General features: G+C 36.0%; 17 protein-coding genes. 5 read left to right on the top strand and 12 right to left on the bottom strand.

What is annotated here, in order from left to right; translation table 11 throughout:
• From LB454_RS13750 to aroQ, 7 genes are all read right to left on the bottom strand, one after another.
• Positions 1–477 carry a PAS domain-containing protein gene (locus LB454_RS13750; protein ID WP_224465257.1) on the bottom strand — a complete coding sequence of 159 codons (477 nt, stop codon included), beginning with the start codon at positions 475–477 and terminating at the stop codon, positions 1–3.
• Between the two features lie 147 nt (positions 478–624).
• Positions 625–3,036 (bottom strand): alpha-ketoacid dehydrogenase subunit alpha/beta, encoded by a 2,412-nt coding sequence (locus tag LB454_RS13755; protein WP_224465258.1) that lies wholly within the window; start codon positions 3,034–3,036, stop codon positions 625–627.
• Between the two features lie 211 nt (positions 3,037–3,247).
• A complete protein-coding gene (locus LB454_RS13760) occupies positions 3,248–6,271 on the bottom strand; it encodes an AAA family ATPase (protein ID WP_224465259.1) in 3,024 nt (1,007 codons plus the stop codon).
• On the bottom strand, positions 6,268–7,479 hold the full coding sequence (gene sbcD / locus LB454_RS13765; protein WP_224465260.1) for an exonuclease subunit SbcD: 1,212 nt from the start codon (positions 7,477–7,479) through the stop codon (positions 6,268–6,270). The genes LB454_RS13760 and sbcD overlap by 4 nt, the downstream gene beginning before the upstream one ends.
• Positions 7,480–7,487: 8 nt before the next feature.
• A complete protein-coding gene (locus LB454_RS13770; RefSeq protein ID WP_224465261.1) occupies positions 7,488–8,168 on the bottom strand; it encodes a DUF2490 domain-containing protein in 681 nt (226 codons plus the stop codon).
• A 1-nt stretch (position 8,169) separates the two neighbouring features.
• Positions 8,170–8,742 (bottom strand): hypothetical protein, encoded by a 573-nt coding sequence (locus tag LB454_RS13775; RefSeq protein WP_224465262.1) that lies wholly within the window; start codon positions 8,740–8,742, stop codon positions 8,170–8,172.
• 11 nt (positions 8,743–8,753) lie between these two features.
• Positions 8,754–9,170: a type II 3-dehydroquinate dehydratase gene (gene aroQ / locus LB454_RS13780; RefSeq protein ID WP_224465263.1), complete on the bottom strand. Its 417-nt coding sequence runs from the start codon at positions 9,168–9,170 to the stop codon at positions 8,754–8,756.
• A gap of 112 nt (positions 9,171–9,282) precedes the next feature.
• On the opposite strand from aroQ, the gene LB454_RS13785 reads away from it, so the two are divergent.
• From LB454_RS13785 to LB454_RS13800, 4 genes are all read left to right on the top strand, one after another.
• On the top strand, positions 9,283–10,056 hold the full coding sequence (locus tag LB454_RS13785) for a LexA family transcriptional regulator (RefSeq protein WP_224465264.1): 774 nt from the start codon (positions 9,283–9,285) through the stop codon (positions 10,054–10,056).
• Positions 10,057–10,713, top strand: coding sequence for a DUF2461 domain-containing protein (locus tag LB454_RS13790; RefSeq protein ID WP_224465265.1), 657 nt, complete (start codon positions 10,057–10,059; stop codon positions 10,711–10,713).
• Between the two features lie 9 nt (positions 10,714–10,722).
• A complete protein-coding gene (locus tag LB454_RS13795; protein ID WP_224465266.1) occupies positions 10,723–12,207 on the top strand; it encodes a BCCT family transporter in 1,485 nt (494 codons plus the stop codon).
• A gap of 66 nt (positions 12,208–12,273) precedes the next feature.
• A complete protein-coding gene (locus tag LB454_RS13800; protein ID WP_224465267.1) occupies positions 12,274–12,579 on the top strand; it encodes a DUF202 domain-containing protein in 306 nt (101 codons plus the stop codon).
• A 9-nt stretch (positions 12,580–12,588) separates the two neighbouring features.
• On the opposite strand, the gene LB454_RS13805 is transcribed toward LB454_RS13800, so the two are convergent.
• Positions 12,589–13,824 carry a 3-deoxy-D-manno-octulosonic acid transferase gene (locus tag LB454_RS13805; RefSeq protein ID WP_224465268.1) on the bottom strand — a complete coding sequence of 412 codons (1,236 nt, stop codon included), beginning with the start codon at positions 13,822–13,824 and terminating at the stop codon, positions 12,589–12,591.
• Positions 13,825–13,910: 86 nt separating this feature from the next.
• On the opposite strand from LB454_RS13805, the gene LB454_RS13810 reads away from it, so the two are divergent.
• Positions 13,911–15,077, top strand: a complete 1,167-nt coding sequence (locus LB454_RS13810) for a DegT/DnrJ/EryC1/StrS family aminotransferase (protein WP_224465269.1) — start codon at positions 13,911–13,913, stop codon at positions 15,075–15,077.
• A 159-nt stretch (positions 15,078–15,236) separates the two neighbouring features.
• Here LB454_RS13810 and LB454_RS13815 read toward each other — a convergent pair whose 3' ends face one another.
• Genes LB454_RS13815 through LB454_RS13830 form a run of 4 tightly spaced genes read right to left on the bottom strand, consistent with a single transcriptional unit; the run spans position 15,237 to position 18,220 of the window.
• Positions 15,237–15,512: an ATP-dependent Clp protease adaptor ClpS gene (locus LB454_RS13815; protein WP_224465270.1), complete on the bottom strand. Its 276-nt coding sequence runs from the start codon at positions 15,510–15,512 to the stop codon at positions 15,237–15,239.
• A gap of 45 nt (positions 15,513–15,557) precedes the next feature.
• Positions 15,558–16,382: a 50S ribosomal protein L11 methyltransferase gene (gene prmA / locus LB454_RS13820; RefSeq protein ID WP_224465271.1), complete on the bottom strand. Its 825-nt coding sequence runs from the start codon at positions 16,380–16,382 to the stop codon at positions 15,558–15,560.
• Positions 16,383–17,135: a triose-phosphate isomerase gene (gene tpiA, locus LB454_RS13825; protein ID WP_224465272.1), complete on the bottom strand. Its 753-nt coding sequence runs from the start codon at positions 17,133–17,135 to the stop codon at positions 16,383–16,385.
• Positions 17,136–17,152: 17 nt separating this feature from the next.
• Positions 17,153–18,220 carry an ABC transporter permease gene (locus LB454_RS13830; RefSeq protein WP_224465273.1) on the bottom strand — a complete coding sequence of 356 codons (1,068 nt, stop codon included), beginning with the start codon at positions 18,218–18,220 and terminating at the stop codon, positions 17,153–17,155.
• Between the last annotated feature and the right edge of the window lies 1 nt (position 18,221).

Consider the following 18,221-nt stretch of genomic DNA (forward strand, 5'->3'; position numbering starts at 1 on the left):
TTAATTCAAATGAGATTCATTTTCAAGAGCAAGATAGTGCTCCACTTGCTGTTTTGAATTGGTAATAGGGAATATCTTAATTTCGCACATATATTCGCTCCCATCTTTTCTGTAATTGACCATGGAAGTTTCACAGATTGACTCTTTAGCAAGGTGTTCCTTGATGTTTTGTAAGGCTTCTTTAGAAGTTTTTTCTCCCTGAAGTAACTTTGGACTTTTGTCTTTTACAAAAGATAGACTATAACCAGTCATGTCTTTAAAACCATCATTTACCCAAATGATTTTTTGATTTTTATCGGTTACAACAATAGCCTTATATTCATTTTTGAAAAGAGTCTCTTCAATTTGAAAATCCCAGTTAAATTTTGATTGAAATTTATGAAGTCTTTCCACTTCTTGTTTCTTTCTCAAAGATTTGAGAAACTTATAAAAATATTCTGAATATATATCCCAAGATAACAGCGGTCCTCTTTTCATAGTCTTTTTTTATAATTGTTTGATTATCAAACCACAAAGTTAAATTTATATTTAGCTTACAGGGTTTTATAATCGTTATATTAAACATAAAAAACCTTAGCAAATTTAATGCTAAGGTTATAAAATCTAATTTTTTTTCTTAAATGCTTACATCAATTCTGGATAGCTTTCAGGTTTAAACTCTCTCAATATACCGTATACTTTTTCAAACACATCTTCAGCAGAAGGTTTTGAAAAGTAATCACCATCAGTTCCATAAGCAGGCCTGTGTGCTTTTGCAGTAAGGGTCTGAGGTTTGCTGTCAAGAAACCTGTAACCGTCCTGAACATCGATAATTTGCTGTAAAATAAATGCTGAAGCACCTCCTGGAACATCTTCATCTATAACTAACAATCTATTTGTTTTTTCAAGACTTTTTACGATGTCATGACCGAGATCGAATGGCAATAGAGATTGACAATCTATAATTTCCACATCAATATCAACTTCTTGTAATTCTTTAGCCGCTTGTTCGATGATTCTTAAAGTTGAACCGTAAGAAACAATAGTTAGGTCACTGCCCTCCCTTATGGTTTCCACTTTTCCTACCGGAGTTCTAAATTCTCCTAAGTTGCTAGGTTTTTTCTCCTTGAGTCTGTAACCATTTAAGCATTCTACAATAAGTGCTGGTTCATCACTCTCCAGCATCGTGTTATAGAAACCTGCCGCTTTTGTCATGTTTCTAGGTACTAAAACATTAACGCCTCTTATCAGGTTTAAGATTCCTCCCATCGGTGAACCTGAATGCCAGATGCCTTCTAGTCTGTGGCCACGTGTTCTTACGATCAATGGAGATTTTTGTTTGCCTTTCGTTCTATATGCTGTAGTGGCAAGGTCATCACTCATAATTTGCAAAGCATACAAAACATAATCCAAATATTGAATTTCTGCAATTGGTCTTAAGCCTCTTAAGGACATGCCAATGCCCTGACCCAAAATAGTAGCCTCACGGATGCCGGTATCAGCAACTCTTAATTTCCCATATTTTTCCTGAAGCCCTTCCAAACCTTGGTTCACATCACCAATTTCACCAGCGTCTTCTCCAAAAATTAAAGTTTCTGGACGAGTTTCAAAGATTTTATCGAAGTTGTCTCTCAAAATTACTCTGGCGTCTACATTTTCAGCATCATCAGCGTAAGATGGTTCAATAGCTTCTATATTAGTAGCTTTTCCATCATATTCACTCCACAAGTGACTGCTATAATCTGGTTGGGTTCTTTCAGTAAAGTCTTTAATCCACTGTATCAAAGCTGATTTAGCCTCAGACTGTTCTCCTCTTACATACCTTAATGCTTTTCTGGCTGTTGCTAAAATCACTGATTTTAAAGGCTCACCATTTTCTTTAAGCTCATTCACTAGAGAAGTGATAAAGTTTTTATTTTCAGATGAATTGGCGAGATCTGTCAATAACTTGATGACTGTTTTATTTTCAGTCTTAGCAGTCTTACCAAAAGCAGTCCAGGCTGCTTTCTTGCCATCTCTAACCTCTTTTTTGATGCTTTTTTCAAGTTCAGTTAATTCTTCATCTGTAGAAAAGCCATTGGAAATCATCCACTCTCGCATCTTTGTATTACAATCGTGCTCTTTTTCCCATTGTAATCTATCATCACTTTTATAGCGTTCATGAGATCCAGAAGTAGAATGACCTTGAGGCTGAGTTACTTCAACCACATGAATCAAAACAGGAACATGTTGTTCTCTTGCAATATTTTCAGCTTTCTCATAAGCCTCGATCAAGGCCGGATAGTCCCAGGCTTTAACGACGATTATTTCATAACCGTTGGTATCGTTTTCTTTTTGAAATCCTTTTAGAATTTCAGATATATTTTCTTTTGTAGTTTGGTGTCTGGCGTGAACAGAAATCCCGTAATCATCATCCCAAACGTTAATCACCATTGGGACTTGCATCACACCAGCGGCATTGAAGGTTTCCCAAAAATGGCCTTCACTTGTACTGGCATTACCAATAGTTCCCCAGGCGATTTCATCACCGTTTTTGGAGAAGTTTTCGGCATCAATGCCCTCTACATTTCTGTAAATTTTAGACGCTTGTGCAAGACCGAGTAAACGTGGCATTTGCCCGGCAGTAGGAGAGATATCCGCACTAGAGTTCTTTTGTTCAGTCAAGTTTTTCCAGCTTCCATCTTCATTCAGACTATGCGTCATAAAGTGACCACCCATCTGTCTACCTCCAGACATAGGTTCGTCCTCAAGATTGGTGTTGGCGTAAAGACCTGCAAAAAACTGTTCAATAGTCAATTCTCCAATCGCCATCATAAAGGTTTGATCTCTATAATACCCTGACCGAAAATCTCCGTTTCTGAATGATTTTGCCCAGGCCAATTGAGGAACCTCTTTGCCGTCCCCAAAAATTCCAAATTTCGCTTTACCAGTCAATACTTCTCGTCTTCCTAGCAAACTACATTCTCTACTGGTTACCGCTATTCTATAATCTTCTAGGACTTGTGTTTTAAACTCATCAAAGGAAAGATCTTCTTTTTTCTGAACTTTATCTTGCATTTTTTCAATTTTTCGACTCTCGCGAATATACTAAATTTCGGTGAGTATTTTGACTTTCTCTAAATCCAGGAAATGAATTTTTCGTAATTAATTTTAATTATAAAAGCTATTTCTCAAAATATGTCAATTTATATGAGATTATATTGCTGATCTATCAATAAAAGCATTTAAAGCTATACCATATTCTTTGAGAACATGGCATAGTTAAACTTTAGCCAATAACTTTCAACTGACTGTAGCCCTGGGCATTTCTATCCAATACAATCTGAGTTTGTATCCGCTCTTTTAAAGTGCTTACGTGACTTATAATGCCAATGGTTTTGTTACTTTCGGCCTGCAGTTTTTCCAGAGTATCCAGAGTCACATCCAGGGTTTCAGGATCCAGAGTTCCAAAGCCTTCGTCGATAAATAAACTATTAATTTCTACATTTCTGGAAGCCAAATCAGACAAGCCAAGAGCCAAAGCCAAACTCATCAAAAAGGTTTCACCTCCAGACAAGGTCTTTACAGATCGGCGCATGCCACCCATATGATGGTCGATCACATAAAGCTGATCTTTATCTTCATTTGGAAGGTAGCGATCCAACTCATAGCGGTCATTCAGGTGCTTTAGACGCTTGTTTCCCAGGTGGATTAAGCGTTGTAAACTCAAGTCTTGAGCAAATTTATTAAACTCAGTTCCAGTAGCATCACCAATCAATTTATTCAAGATCTCCCACTTTCTGTTAGCTTTTTGTTCTTCTGCAATGCTTTCTTCAATCCTTTTGAGTTCCGAGAGCAAGTCGCTGTTATTCTTCAATTGCCTATTGAATTCCTCCAGGTCTTTTTTCGTGTTTTCAAAAGTTTTGGATAAGTCTGCTATAGCCAGTTCAGCCTCATTTTTGTTGGTAAAAAATTCAAATTTTAAGTTTTCAATCTGGGCTTTGATGCCTTTTAATTTTTCCTTCTGAATTTGGATTCGTTCGCTTAATTCATTGTACTGTTGGCTTAGTGCCTGGTAGTCTGCCGACTTCATGCGAGATGAATTGGCTTCAGAAATACTTGAAAATGCACTGGCTTTTATTTTAGGCTCTAAGTTCGCCTGAAGTTGTAGCCGTTTGCTTTCAACACGACTTAAGTTTTCTTTCTCGTTGCTTAGTGATTTCCTAGTTGAGGATAAATTCGAATTTAAAGTGATCCAGTTTTTCTTCAATTCTGAAACCAAATCATTCAAATTTTCTCCAGCATACAAAGCCGTCATTTCAGCCTTCAACTGACGTCCCTTTTCTTTGATCTGATGAAGTTCATCCAACACACTTATAGCATTTTCTAAAGCCTGAATTTCTGCCTGAAGCTGTTTGGTTGTTTCAAGGTTTTCAATCTCTCGATTTGTGGAAAGTTCTATATCTGCAAGTGTTTTTCCTTGGAGTTGAGAAAGAACAAACTCAAAGTGTTTAGCGAAAGCCTCTTTTCTTTGGGCTAGATTAAGCTTTAAACTTTCAGACTCAGCTTCCTGTTCTTCAACTCGTTCTGTTTTAAGATGTTGCTGAGCTTTTAGAGTTTCAATAGCTTTGGAAAGCATCTGAAGTTCATCTTTCTTAGTTTTCAGCGTTTTGTCCAGTTCAGAATCCAGTGCTGGTTTATGTTCCGCATAAGGATGGCTTTTAGATCCGCAAACCGGGCAAGGCTCGTTTTCTAAGAGTTGTTTTCTAAGGTCTTCCACCTCTAGTCTTAGGTTTTGATTTTCCTTTTCAGTTTCCAGATGGATTACCTCTTTTTTAAGGATTTCGAAAGCTGTTTCTTTTTCTGAAATCAATTTTGGAAATTTAGCCAGCGCTTCTTTATCCAACTTGATTTGTTCGTTGAGCTTGGCAGACCTTTGTTCTAATTCAGTTAATGATTTTTCCTCATGTTTAGCCTCCTTGATTTGATTCAACAACTGATTTTTAGCCTTGATACTTTCATCTAAACTTGTATCGTCTTCAAACTGAATAGCAAAACCTTCAACTTTTTGTTTTGAAACTTTCAATTTGTCCTGAAGTTCACTTCTAAAATCAGGGATAGTTTGTGTTTTGAATTTCAAATCCAAAACTTCCAGTTCTCTATTCAGAATTTCAAGTTTGGATTTATAGTCACTGAGCTTTATTTGCTTTTGGCTCTCAAGGTTTTGATAGGTAGCAAGCAATTCATCTAAGCCTTTCTCAATTTCATTTTCTTCAGTTTCAGTCTTAAGCAGTTCCTCAACCTTACTTTTCACATCTTCAATTTGAGCCTGAAGTTGAGCCTGCTCTTGTTCTAAACTTCCAATTTTTTCAACCTGACTTTCCTTTTTTTCTGCTAGAGCATTATATTCGAGCAATTCTTCTTCAAAAGCTAATGTTTTAGAATGCTTGCTTAATTTTTCAGCATTTTTGCTTTGAAATTCCTCAAAATCAAGTTGGTACTGCTTAAGTTTTTTGGATTCAGCTTGGAGTTCCTGATCTAGCGTTTCCTTGGTTTTAAGTTGATCAAAGTCTTTTTCATAGCGAGAAAGCTTAAGCTTTTGTGCTTGCTCAAGTTTTTCAAGCTCAACTTTGTTTTTCTGCTTATGATGAAGGTCTTCTTCACTTAAAAGCTTTAGCTTCAGATCTTCCATCAAGGTTTTTTGACTAGAGATTTTAGACTTTAAAGCATTATGTTTTTCAAAAACTTTTCTTCCAATTTGTCTGTAAATAGACGTATTGGTGATTTTTTCTAAAAGCTCACTTCGCTCTTTTTCGTTAGATTTTAGTAAGGTTGCAAATTCACCCTGAGACAATAAAACAGACTTCACAAATTGATCGTAGGACAAACCGATTAGTCGCTCGATTTCTTCTCTATTTTCAGATTTCTTTTCACTAAAGGATTTTTCAATTTGTGCATCCCATAGATCCAAGTCGTATTCTCTTAATCCCCCCTTTTTCTTTGACGAAATCGACCAGGTAGCCACAAAGCTTCCCGAATTGCATGAGAACTTTACTTTCGCAAAAGCTTCGGTTTGGAATTTGGTCAGGATGCTGCCGTCCTGTTCAATTTTACTTTTAGTAACACTGGAAATTCGTGGTGTTCGTGCATAAAGTGCCAAACAAATAGCATCCAAAAGTGTACTTTTTCCGCTTCCTGTTGGACCGATAATCGCAAATAATCCACCAGAATTTAAGGGTGATGCATCAAATTTGATTTCGTGCTCTCCTTTAAGGGAATTGATATTTTTAAAATGCAGACATTCTATTTTCATTCTTCAGGTCTATTCAATTCGTCTAAAATTTCTTCAAATGCAGAAATGAGTTCTAGCTTAGTATTTTCAGTTTCATCTATCCCTTCCAACTTCTTTTGAAAAACTTCTTTTGGTGTGAAATCTGAAACCTGACTTTCTGCTGTAGAAACGCCTCGCTCAACTTTAGCCATGTTTTTAAAGGTGACTTTATGCTTTACGATGTCGCAATTTTGCTTGTCGAAAGCTTCAATGACTTGTTCAAGTTCATAAGTTTTAGTCGCAGAAAATTCAGCTTCATGCAGTTCAATTTCAATTAAAGTTTTTAACGGATACTTGTTTTCGATGTCTTCTAATTTTACTTTGATTTCATCCAAAGTTCCTTTTATCAAAATCAACTCTCTAAATTTTGGAATCGAAATGCTCTCTGGCTCAAAAGATGCTTCAGTATCCAGAACTAAAATGCGTTTATCATTTTTGCGTTCACTAAACGAAAGTGGAATAGGGGAGCCGCTATAAAAAATAGGAGTTTCAGAGTGCAGGCGCTGGGGTTTGTGAATATGCCCTAAAGCGATATAGGCGTAATCATTTCCAAAATGCGTAGTTTCTAATCCCGCCAAATTCCCAATTTGAATATCTCTCTCGCTTTCTGAAACGCTTGCGCCAGTCGCAAACAAATGTCCCATGCCAATAATGGGGATTTCAGGATAGTTTTCTTTGGCAAGTCTAGCAGTTTCCTGAAAATGGAAAGCGATGCTTTCTTTGACGGCTTCCTGCTTGTTTTCGTGACTTTCAGCTTCAAATTGTCGCTGTAAATTTTGGCTTCTTAAATATGGAATCGCGGCAATAATTAATTCCGTTTTAAGTTCAGAAGAAACAGGAATCAAACAGTCTTCAAACTGGTCAGGCATTCGTCCGATGACATGAATATCCAACTGATTCAGAATTTCCTTTGGGGCTTCCAATACACTAGGAGAGTCGTGATTCCCCCCAGTTATGATGATTTTTAGATTGAAGTTCTTTAGTTTAATAAGCGTCTTGTAGTACTGACTTCTTGACTCGCTGGAGGGGTTTGAAAAATCAAAAACATCACCAGAAATCAAAAGTACATCTACAGGGTTTTCCCTTAAATAATTACATAACCAGTTCACAAATAAGTCAAAATCTTGAGATAAATCTGTTTTATGCAAGCGTTTACCTATGTGCCAGTCTGCCGTATGTAGTATTTTCATGAATTATTTTAAAGTGATTTATAATATCCGAATTTGAACCACAAGCGGTGTCGAAATCTGTCTTCGACTAGATAATCATCAGTTCTATAATCGAGACCAATTTCTAATTTGTTTTTATCATCAAAATAAAATCCGTAGGCTCCTGTAAGCCTGTTTTCTAGATCATCTTCGCTGCTTTGAATCATATAGATGAGTTCGTTGGAAATTGCCAAATAATTTTCACCTGGATCTAATTCCTGACCTTGAAGTGGAATTTGTCCTTTTAACCGATAACGTGCTCTAAATAAAAGAGGTTCTTCTTTAAAAAAAGTCTGATCAATTCTGATACGATGTCCTATTCTAAAATAGGATTCCCTCTGTAAAATAGATACTTGCTGGATAGATCTGTGTGTATTTTCTCCTTCTTCCAACCTGTATTGATAGCCAATATCCACTTTTACAAATGGGGAGAGTCGTCTGCCTAAAAAACTTTGTAAATCGGTTAAGCTGTGTTCGTATTCAAGCTCATCATTGAGTCTGTTTGAGTCAAACATCCCATGTTGGGATTCTATTTTATGAGTTATAGAATAGTCTTCAGAAATCTTGTAGCTTAAAGAGGCTTCAGGGAAGAATCCAAAAATAAATCGATTGTTTTGAGCTTCAGCTATTATGGTTGAAAAGGCAAATGCAATGAAAAAAAAATATTTCATATTAATAATCTAAATTATCTGTGGCTTTTATTTTAACGACTCGTTTATTCAGAAAGATACCGTTTTCGTCAAATATGCCTTCCCATAATTCATCATCAGAATCCGATTTTCCGTAGTACTCAATTTCATAATTGATGGTAATATCTTCAAACTCATTTTCATCAATCATATCTTCAAGATCGTCTTCTTTTCCTGTATACTTTTTTTGAATTTTTGAAAATGAATACTTGTTATAATTATTCTTTAAGTGATTAATTATGTTTTGGTGCACTTCCTTATCTATTTCCTTTTCCTTAATAAGGACTTCCACATTTTGAACTTCACCTTCAAGATTAAACTCTACACTATGGAGATGTTTTTTATGCTTCAACTTGGCTTCATAAACTTCTTCATCTCCATCGGTTTGGAAATACCATTTGGTTTTCCGTTTATTTTCATAGGCATCTTTCAGCCAATCTACCGCACCTTCGTGGACTTCACTCTTTTTTATTCTTTTTTCAACTTCATTTTTTTCTTGTGCAAAACCAACAGTCGCGAAGAAAAATGTAAATACTAATAGCCTGAGTCTATTCATCTTAAAAAATTTTAATCCAAAAAACTTCTGATAGCCAGTTCGTAACTTCTCAACCCAAAGCCTATGATAATTCCAAATGCGTTGGGGGAGACGTAAGATGTTTTCCTAAAGTCTTCCCTGGCGTGAGTATTGGAAATATGTACTTCAATCACAGGTGTGGATATGGCCTTGATCGCGTCTCCAATCGCAACAGAAGTATGGGTGTAAGCAGCTGCGTTCAGTATAATACCATCCACATTATCATCTGCTTCCTGCAATTCTGAAATTAATTCCCCTTCAATATTGGATTGAAAGTAAGACAATTCAACGTCTTTAAACTCAAATTGAAGTTCAGAAAAGTAATCTTTAAACGTTGAATTACCATAAATTTCAGGTTCTCTTTTTCCTAAAATATTTAAGTTTGGTCCGTTGATGATGTGTATTTTCATGAGGGGTGTCTTAGCATTCAAATTTATTAAAATAAATTATGCCAGAAATTTTATTTGATTAGGATTTTTTCCTTAATTTCATGGAAATATTCCTAATTAACTAATTGTTGATATGAAATCAGATTTACCACTAGAAATTCAGCGTTTTAAACAAATTCGAGAAGAAAATAATTTCACTCAATCTGAATTTGCCGAAATTTTAAATATCAAAACCTCTACTTCTGATATCGAAAGAGGTAAAACAAAGCTTTCCGGTCAGGTGGTTATGATGCTTTTAAAGATTTTTGAAGTCAATCCCCTTTGGTTGTATGGTGAAAGCTATCAGAGAAAACTGGATGTGCATCATATTAACTCTATGCCTAAAGTTATTTCTGTAGATGAAACCAATTCCAGAGAAAACATGTTGTTGGTTAATCAAAAAGCTGCTGCTGGTTATCCACAAAACATCGGGGATGCGGAGTGGTATCATCAGTTACCAGCTTTCGAAATGCCTATTCCGCAATTCAGGAATGCCTCTTATAGAGGTTTCCAGGTAGAAGGCGATAGCATGGAGCCTAACTTTCATTCCGAAGACTGGGTGCTCGGAAAATCTGTAGAAAGTTTACAGCAAGCCGTCAATCATAAAGTTTATGTCTTTGTATTGCAGGATTCGGTGATGGTTAAAAAATTACATAAACATCCCAATTCGCATAAATTGTCCCTAATTTCGACCAATGCATATTATCCGCCTTATGAAGTAGAGGCTTCCGAAGTTCAGGAGATTTGGGAAGTCACTAGTAAACTGACGTTTTCTATCAATGAAAATTCTGAAAACAGCATGCTAAAAAAATTGGAGCAGTCTATGGAAGAATTAAAAACTCAACTCAATTCTATAAAACCAAACTAAATGAATTTTGAACGTTTATTTGATTTTCTTGAAACTCTGAATAAAAACAATAGCAAAGAGTGGATGGACGAAAACAGAAATCAATACGAAACCGTAAAAGCAGATTACGTAAAGTGGCTGGAAGACCTGGACCTTAAACTGTCCAAAATTGATGAAAACTACTATTCATCTTCTGGGAAAAAAGCCATCAACCGCATCAATAACAATTTGCTTTACCATCCTAATAAGCCTACATACAAAGATCATTTTGGGGCCGGACTTGACAAACGTCCAAAAACAGGCGATTTTTATATTCACTTAGGAATCCAAGAAATTTTTGTGGCTGGTGGATTTTACAAGCCTAAATCTGAATTGCTCAAAAGCATTCGTGAGGCCATAGATTATAATGGTGATGAATTCAAAGAAATCATCAATTCCAAGACTTTTCAAAAGCATTTTGGGGGCTTAATGGAGGATGAGGCTAAGTTGAAAACATCACCCAAAGGTTTTTCTCAAGACCATAAACACATCGAATTGCTCAGACTTAAGAGTTTTGCCGCGATGAAACCCTTCAAAAGAAAAGAGGTGTTATCCAATGATTTTAAAGACCAAGTCATAGAAACCTATAAAGCCATGTTGCCGTTTAGAAGGTACCTCAACAAAGCCGTCACTGTGTAATTTTATACTTTGAAAGGCTTCCAAAACAAAAATCAATTAATTGTTGCCTGTCTCATTCTACTGGGAGTGTTGGGCTTATGCTTTGTGTTTGTCCCCGAGTATTCTTTTGCTATAATTCACAAGTCATCCTTGGCGATACGATCTGTTTTTGGACAATTTTACCTGGTGTTAGGCTTATTTATTTGTCTATATCTGCTAATTGTAGCTTTTTCACCATTAGGGAAACTAAAGTTAGGTTCAGGGCAGCCAGAATATTCAACGCTTTCATGGCTGGCTATGATGTATTCTACGGGAATGGGTGCTGGTATCATTCTAAGAGCTGTACAAGAGCCTATTTACATGATGCAACAGCCCGACATTGAACTTTCAAGACCCAGTGAGATTCACGGCTATGAAATGACATTCTACCACTGGGGATTTACAGCCTGGGCATTTTATGGACTTTTCGCTTTGTTTATAGCTTACTTGCTTTTTATCAAAAAAGGAAATATTCAATTAAGCCAACTTGTGCCCAAGTTATCAAATCCTCTTGCTTCAAAATTGATAGATTTATTGGTCATAATAACTACAGTGTTTGGGGTAGTAAGCGCTGTTGCTTTAGGTATAAGACAAGCAGAGGGTGGCATTAATTTTATTTTGGAATCTGAATATGGATTTGTTTTAAGTTGTTTGCTTTGTTTGTTTATTTTTTCGTTGGCCATTAGTTCTTCTATACGAGGATTGAGCCAGGGTATTCGAAGATTATCAAATATCAATATCAGCCTCACTTTATTATTACTGGCTTTCGTGATTTTCAACAGCGACATTAGTCTCATTTTGTCTAATCTTTTTAAGTCGTCCATAGCACTGGTTCAGGATTTTATTCCACTGAGCCTGGCCATAGGTGACTTCGATTTTAGTGAAAAATTCCTGTCAGACTGGACTTATTATTACTGGGCGTTTTGGCTGGCCTGGGCTCCTTTTACGGGTATTTTTATTGCCAGAATTTCCAAGGGTAGAAGCATTCGGCAATTAATTTTGGGCGTGTTGATAGTTCCATGTTTTGGTACTTTTCTCTGGTTCACAAGTTTTGGGACGTCAGCAGTGGAGCTAATACACTCCGAAATCGTTTCTGTAAATGCTTTCAATGATGTATTCTCTGCCACCTTTGTGCTTTTAGAACAATTTCCACTTGGGTTCTCTGCTGTGATTTTGGCTATCTTACTTTTAGTAGGCTTTTTAATTACCTCTGTAGATTCTGCCATTTTTGTGTTGAGTATGTTTTCAGACCTTACTAAAATCAATCCTTCACAAAGTCACAAATGGATCTGGGGAATCATATTATTTCTGGTTACTTTGGGTTTTTTGGCAATAGGCAAGTTCAGTGAGACCAGCAATGTTCTGGAAGCCGTTCAGAAATTACTTATCGTGAGCTCATTGGCTTTGGCATTGCTCAGTGTTGTTTTCATCATAGGTTTTACTATCAGCCTTTTAAGAATTCGTAATTCTAAATAAAATCAAATTCAGAAGTAGTTTGTACATTTATAAAAGATTTAGGGATCCTTTTATCCATAAAAAATCATGAAAAAACAACTGAAAAACATAGTCAAATTTACAGATGATTACACCAACGAAGACCGTCTTATTCTTCGGGATCACCTAGCAATGGAGCGAACCAAACTTGCCAATGAGCGTACGCTTTTATCTTATCTGCGTTCATCTTTATATCTACTTCTTGGAGGAATAGGACTGGTAAGTATCAAAGATCCTATGTTTGAAGACATTAAGATTATAGGCTATGTAGCCGTGGTTTTCAGTATTGTATTTCTAGCCATTGGAATCATACGCTACATCCAACTCAAGCGACATTTACGGAATTTCAAATAGAGTTTCGTTTTAGAGATCTATTGTTGATAAGATTTTAGATGTAGCACCAGCCTCAGAATTTACAAAATGCCCGCCAATCTGTCCGCTTTTTTCTCTGAATTTGGAATCAGTTATCAATTTATCAAAAATGGATTGAAATTCAGCACTATCTTTTACACTAAACAATCCACCCAAACGTCTTAATTTTCCGGCCTCAGGAAATTTGTCGTAATTCTTGCCAATGACAATTGGAATACCAAAAGCAGCAGGCTCCAGGATATTGTGTAGTCCACTGTTGCCCATACCACCGCCTACATATGCTATATGCGCATAACTATACACTTTGGTCAGTAAACCAACCGTATCCAAAATAAGTACTTCATAATCTTTAAGGTCTTGATTTTTAATTTCAGAATAGCAGATCACTTTTTTGCTGATGTCTTTTTTTAATTTTTGAATTTGTGTTGAGTTGATTTGATGTGGAGTGATAACCAGCTTCATACTTTTAGGGGCATTATTGATAGCGTCCAAAGTTACCGATATATCTTCAGCCCAGGTACTTCCAAATACAGCTGTAAGTTCCCCTGAAGCTGTAAAGGAATCCATAAAATCCAATTGATTATCCATATCCAATTGAGCAATTACGCGATCATAGCGAGTATCTCCAGAAATACTTGACTTTTCAAATCCTTGATTTTTTAGAAGTTGTAAAGAATCCTCATTCTGAACGAAAATGTGTTCAAATTTTGCTAAAGCTTCTGCCATAAACCTTCCCATAGGGCGGAAGTAAAGCTGTTCTCTTCTAAAGAGTCCGGAAATTAGATAGGTCTTGATTGTTTTATCAAATAAAGCATCCATAAGGTTAGGCCAGACTTCATATTTGATGATAAACGCAATTTCAGGATTCAAAATGTTTAGAAATTCATTGGCATTTTTTCTGGTATCAAGTGGTAAGTAGGTCACTATATCCAATTTAGAATCTTTCTTTTTTACCTCATAACCAGAAGGAGAAAAGAAACTTACGGCAATTTTATAATTCGGTTTAGCGGTTTTCAAAGCATTAATAACAGGCACTGCCTGCTCGTATTCTCCAAGGGAAGCTGCATGAAACCAGATAACTTTATCAGAATCAGAAACTTGAGATTGTAGTTTGGACTTCCAGTTGGTGCGGCCTTCAACAAAAAGTTTGAGTTTGGGACTCAGCATTTTCAAAAGAGGTAGAAATAACTGAACGCTGTGAATGATGATCTGATAGAATAACTTCAAATTCGGATTTTTTTCAAAAATAAGCTTTTAGGTGAATTGTCGATTTGAATACTTAATATTCTTATTTTTGTGAAAGAAAAAATGCTATGAGAAAACTACAAATGGTTGACCTGAAGGGTCAATACGAAAAAATAAAAACAGATGTTGATAAAGCGATAATAGATGTAGTAGATTCTACAGCTTATATCAACGGTCCTGCAGTCAAGCAATTTCAGGAAAATTTGGAACAGTATATGGGTGTAAAGCATGTTATTCCGTGTGCCAACGGCACCGATGCCTTACAAATTTCTATGATGGGACTGGGATTACAGCCTGGAGATGAAGTAATTACTGTAGACTTCACCTTTGCTGCTACGGTGGAAGTCATCGCGCTTCTCAATTTAACTCCAGTACTGATTGATGTAGATAAAGATACTTATAACATTGATCTTAAGAAACTAGAAGAAGCGATTACTCCTAAAACCAAAGCGATTGTTCCGGTCCATTTATTTGGTCATGTAGCTCAAATGGAAGAAATCATGGCGATTGCCAAAAAACATAATTTATATGTTATAGAAGATAATGCACAGGCGATAGGTGCTAACTATACCTTCAAAGATGGATCTCATCAAAAAGCGGGAACAATTGGAAATGTAGGCGCAACCTCATTTTTTCCTTCCAAGAATCTTGGAGCTTACGGTGATGGTGGTGCTATTTTTACCAATGATGATGACTTAGCACATACCATCAGAGGAATTGTGAACCACGGCATGTACGAGCGTTATCATCATGATGTAGTTGGTGTGAACTCAAGATTGGATAGCGTACAGGCAGCTATCTTGGATATCAAACTCAATCACTTGGATGATTACAGTTCAAAACGCCAAAATGCTGCCAGACATTATACAGAAGCCTTAAGCAAATCTGAACACATCGAAACGCCTAAAACGGAAACCCATAAAAAATGCGATAATTCTAATGGTATTTGCGATACCTGCGATTGTCATGTCTTTCATCAATATACCATCAAAATCAAAAATGGAAAGCGGGATGAGTTAGCAGAACACTTTAAGAAAAACGATATTCCACATGGAATTTATTACCCGATTCCGTTGCATTCTCAAAAGGCTTATAAAGATGAGCGTTACGATGAAAAGGAGTTTACCGTCACCAATCAGTTGGTAGATGAAGTGATTTCTTTACCTATGCATACCGAACTTGATAAAGAACAAATCGATTATATTACTTCAGAAATTATTAGAGTGGTGGGGTAATTCCAAAATCACTGATAGAACTAGAACTGAAAAGTTTTTATTATCACCCTGAACTAATTTCAGGGTCTTTTTTTGAATATACTTAAGTGAATAACTTCTAAAATGGTTGTTTTTGAATATGATAAGATCTTGAAATAAATTCAAGATAACAAGAAGTAGTTATACAATTTCAGCGCTAATGCCCGCTCTTAAAATTTCGGTGCATCTGGGTTTTAAATCTTCAAAATCTCCAGATTTTACTGAGCATTTTCCTTTATAATGAATGAGCAAAGTACATTGTTCTGCCTGAATGGCATCGTGATCACAAGTTTTGATTAAAGTTTCTATGACATGGTCAAACGTATTGACTTCATCATTGTAAACAATGATTTCGTGAGAATCTGTCAGTTTTTCCTTGACATCTACTTCTTCTAAAACTTCTTCCTTAACACTCATAGTCCAGTTTTATGCAAATATATAGAGAATCTTAAATATCAATTTCTAATTTTTTGTGAATTTGGCAGCAACCCAGTTTTCTTTTGCTTGATGTTTAACGAATGTCAAATTTTGACGATTGGCTTCTTTTTGAATTAACCTCAGGTCTTCTTCATAAAAACCACTAAAATAAATTACTCCTCCAGAAACCAAATGCCTGGCATAAGTTGTCATATCTTCAAGTAAGATATTTCTATTAATATTTGCTAAAATCAAATCGTAATCTTTTTCAATTTTTTCGGCTCCTCCCAAAATGACGTGGCCTTGACAAAAATTGCGTTCCAGGTTTTCTTCCGTATTTTCCACGCACCAGGTATCAATGTCAATATAATCTACTGATTTAGCCCCTCGAATATCTGCTAATATGCCTAAAACTCCAGTACCACAACCCATGTCCAGAACTATCTTATTCTCACAATCTTCGTCCAAAAGCATTTCAGAAATCTGATAGGTCGTGGCATGATGACCTGTACCAAAAGACATTTTTGGTTCTATGATGATATCGATGTCAGCATTAGTTTTGGCATGAAACGGCGCTCTTATCGTCAATCTGTTATCGATATGAATAGGGTGGAAATTTTTCTCCCATTCTTCATTCCAGTTGACCTGTTCAATTTTTGATTTGACATAAGAAATTTCAAATTCACCTGAATTTAAAATGTGTATATCTTCTATTAGTGTTTGACTATCTTCCGATTCATCTATATAGGCAAGAAGACCCATATCAAAATCTTCAAAACTTTCGAAAGGCAATTCACCTAATTCAGCTAAAAGTATATCTCTTCCAGGTTGAATAGGATGAATTATGAATTTATATTCTATATAGACCATTTAGAAGGACATCACAATTTCTGCAAAGCTATCTGCGTCCAGGGAAGCTCCACCAATAAGTCCACCGTCTACGTCTTTTTTAGCAAAGATTTCTTTTGCATTGTTGGGTTTTACACTTCCGCCATATAAAATAGAAGTTTGCTCTGCTACATCAGCATTATATTTGTCTGCTAAGACTTTTCGGATGTGTTCATGAATTTCCTGAGCTTGTTCCGGGGAGGCAGTTTCACCAGTACCAATTGCCCAAACCGGCTCATATGCAATCACAACATTTTTCATGTCTGAAGCACCGATGTGAAACAATCCTTTTTCTAATTGTTCCTTGACAACCTCAAAATGTTTATCTGCTTTTCGTTGTTCTAAAACTTCACCAATACAAAACATAATTTTAAGGTCATGCTTTAGAGCTGCAGTTACCTTTTTAGCTAATAGTTCATCTGATTCAGCGTAAATAGCTCTTCGCTCACTATGACCAATGATAACGTATTCAACGCCAACACTTTTAAGCATGTCTGGAGAGACTTCACCCGTAAAAGCTCCTTTTTCATTTTCATTGATGTTTTGAGAAGATATCTTGATGGAAGAATCTTTCAACGATTGATGAGCAGCATATAAGTTGGTATAAGGAGGAGCTACAACGACCTCTACATCGGCTTTGGAAAAATCCTTTTGCTTTAATGCATTAAGTAAATGCTGGGATTCATCCAGATTACAATTCATTTTCCAATTTCCTGCTACAATTTGAGTTCTCATAAATGTTATTTTAAGATTTAAATTCTGGGGTCTAATAATTTGTAAATAATATCGACTAAGATATTAATAATGATGAAAATGATGGCTATCGTTAACACAGCTCCCATAATTATTGGTAAATCTAAAGTATTTAAAGCATCTACTATTTCTTTTCCTATGCCGTTCCAGCCAAAAATATATTCTACAAAGACCGCTCCTGCCAGCATTGAGGCAAACCATCCTGAAATAGCTGTAACCACCGGGTTTAAAGCATTTTTTAAACTGTGATTCATAATCACAGAATAGGAATTTAAACCTTTGGCTTTTGCGGTTCTTATATAATCCTGCTGAAAAACTTCTAATAATGAACTTCTCATGAGTTGAACCACAACCGCTAGCGGCCGAATTCCCAGTACAAATGCTGGTAAAATTAGATTTTTGAAATGAAATATTTTTTCTTCTCCAAAATCGTCTAATTCATAAAGATTCCCCGTCATATTAAGACCTGTGAATTCTTTAAGAACATATCCAAATAACCAGGCGGCGAGAATAGCACTAAAAAATGAAGGTAAACTCATTCCAAAGGTACTTAAAACCTGTATGCTTTTATCTATCCAAGTATCCTTTTGAAGTGCTGAAATGATGCCCAAGCCAATCCCAATAAGTAAAGCAATAAAAATTGAGGATACCGCCAAAATTGCAGTGTTTGGTAAGGTTTGTTTAATAATGTCAAGCACTTTTTGATCTTGTCGCTGAAACGAGGTTCTTAAATAAGGTGTTTTTACATACAATGCACCTTCTGAAATAGAGAACAATCGACTTCCTGTGTATTTTTTTTCGTCAAAATGGGTGAAAGCTGCTGTTTCCGAACTATGCCAGGAAATAGGTGAGAGGTCGTTGATATAATAAAGGTATTGCTGACCGATACTTTTGTCAAAACCATATTTTGCTTTCTGTTGCTGAAGTTGCTCCCGAGTTTCATTTTGACCTAACATCATTTGTGCTGGATCCCCTGGGAGTACGCTAAAAAGAAAAAAAATAACAGTCACTACACCCAACACTGTAAGCAAAGCATATCCTGTCTTTTGTAATACAAGTTTTAGCAAT

It is taken from the genome of Psychroflexus montanilacus (assembly GCF_020164535.1).
Classification (GTDB): domain Bacteria; phylum Bacteroidota; class Bacteroidia; order Flavobacteriales; family Flavobacteriaceae; genus Psychroflexus; species Psychroflexus montanilacus.

What these genes read in the sequence shown, in the direction of transcription:
- LB454_RS13770 (WP_224465261.1), bottom strand. Translation starts at nt 8,168, where the DNA reads ATGAAATATTTTTTTTTCATTGCATTTGCCTTTTCAACCATAATAGCT.
- LB454_RS13810 (WP_224465269.1), top strand. Translation starts at nt 13,911, where the DNA reads ATGAGAAAACTACAAATGGTTGACCTGAAGGGTCAATACGAAAAAATA.
- LB454_RS13785 (WP_224465264.1), top strand. Translation starts at nt 9,283, where the DNA reads ATGAAATCAGATTTACCACTAGAAATTCAGCGTTTTAAACAAATTCGA.
- LB454_RS13775 (WP_224465262.1), bottom strand. Translation starts at nt 8,742, where the DNA reads ATGAATAGACTCAGGCTATTAGTATTTACATTTTTCTTCGCGACTGTT.
- LB454_RS13815 (WP_224465270.1), bottom strand. Translation starts at nt 15,512, where the DNA reads ATGAGTGTTAAGGAAGAAGTTTTAGAAGAAGTAGATGTCAAGGAAAAA.
- LB454_RS13760 (WP_224465259.1), bottom strand. Translation starts at nt 6,271, where the DNA reads ATGAAAATAGAATGTCTGCATTTTAAAAATATCAATTCCCTTAAAGGA.
- LB454_RS13800 (WP_224465267.1), top strand. Translation starts at nt 12,274, where the DNA reads ATGAAAAAACAACTGAAAAACATAGTCAAATTTACAGATGATTACACC.
- LB454_RS13755 (WP_224465258.1), bottom strand. Translation starts at nt 3,036, where the DNA reads ATGCAAGATAAAGTTCAGAAAAAAGAAGATCTTTCCTTTGATGAGTTT.
- aroQ (WP_224465263.1), bottom strand. Translation starts at nt 9,170, where the DNA reads ATGAAAATACACATCATCAACGGACCAAACTTAAATATTTTAGGAAAA.
- LB454_RS13790 (WP_224465265.1), top strand. Translation starts at nt 10,057, where the DNA reads ATGAATTTTGAACGTTTATTTGATTTTCTTGAAACTCTGAATAAAAAC.
- tpiA (WP_224465272.1), bottom strand. Translation starts at nt 17,135, where the DNA reads ATGAGAACTCAAATTGTAGCAGGAAATTGGAAAATGAATTGTAATCTG.
- prmA (WP_224465271.1), bottom strand. Translation starts at nt 16,382, where the DNA reads ATGGTCTATATAGAATATAAATTCATAATTCATCCTATTCAACCTGGA.
- sbcD (WP_224465260.1), bottom strand. Translation starts at nt 7,479, where the DNA reads ATGAAAATACTACATACGGCAGACTGGCACATAGGTAAACGCTTGCAT.
- LB454_RS13750 (WP_224465257.1), bottom strand. Translation starts at nt 477, where the DNA reads ATGAAAAGAGGACCGCTGTTATCTTGGGATATATATTCAGAATATTTT.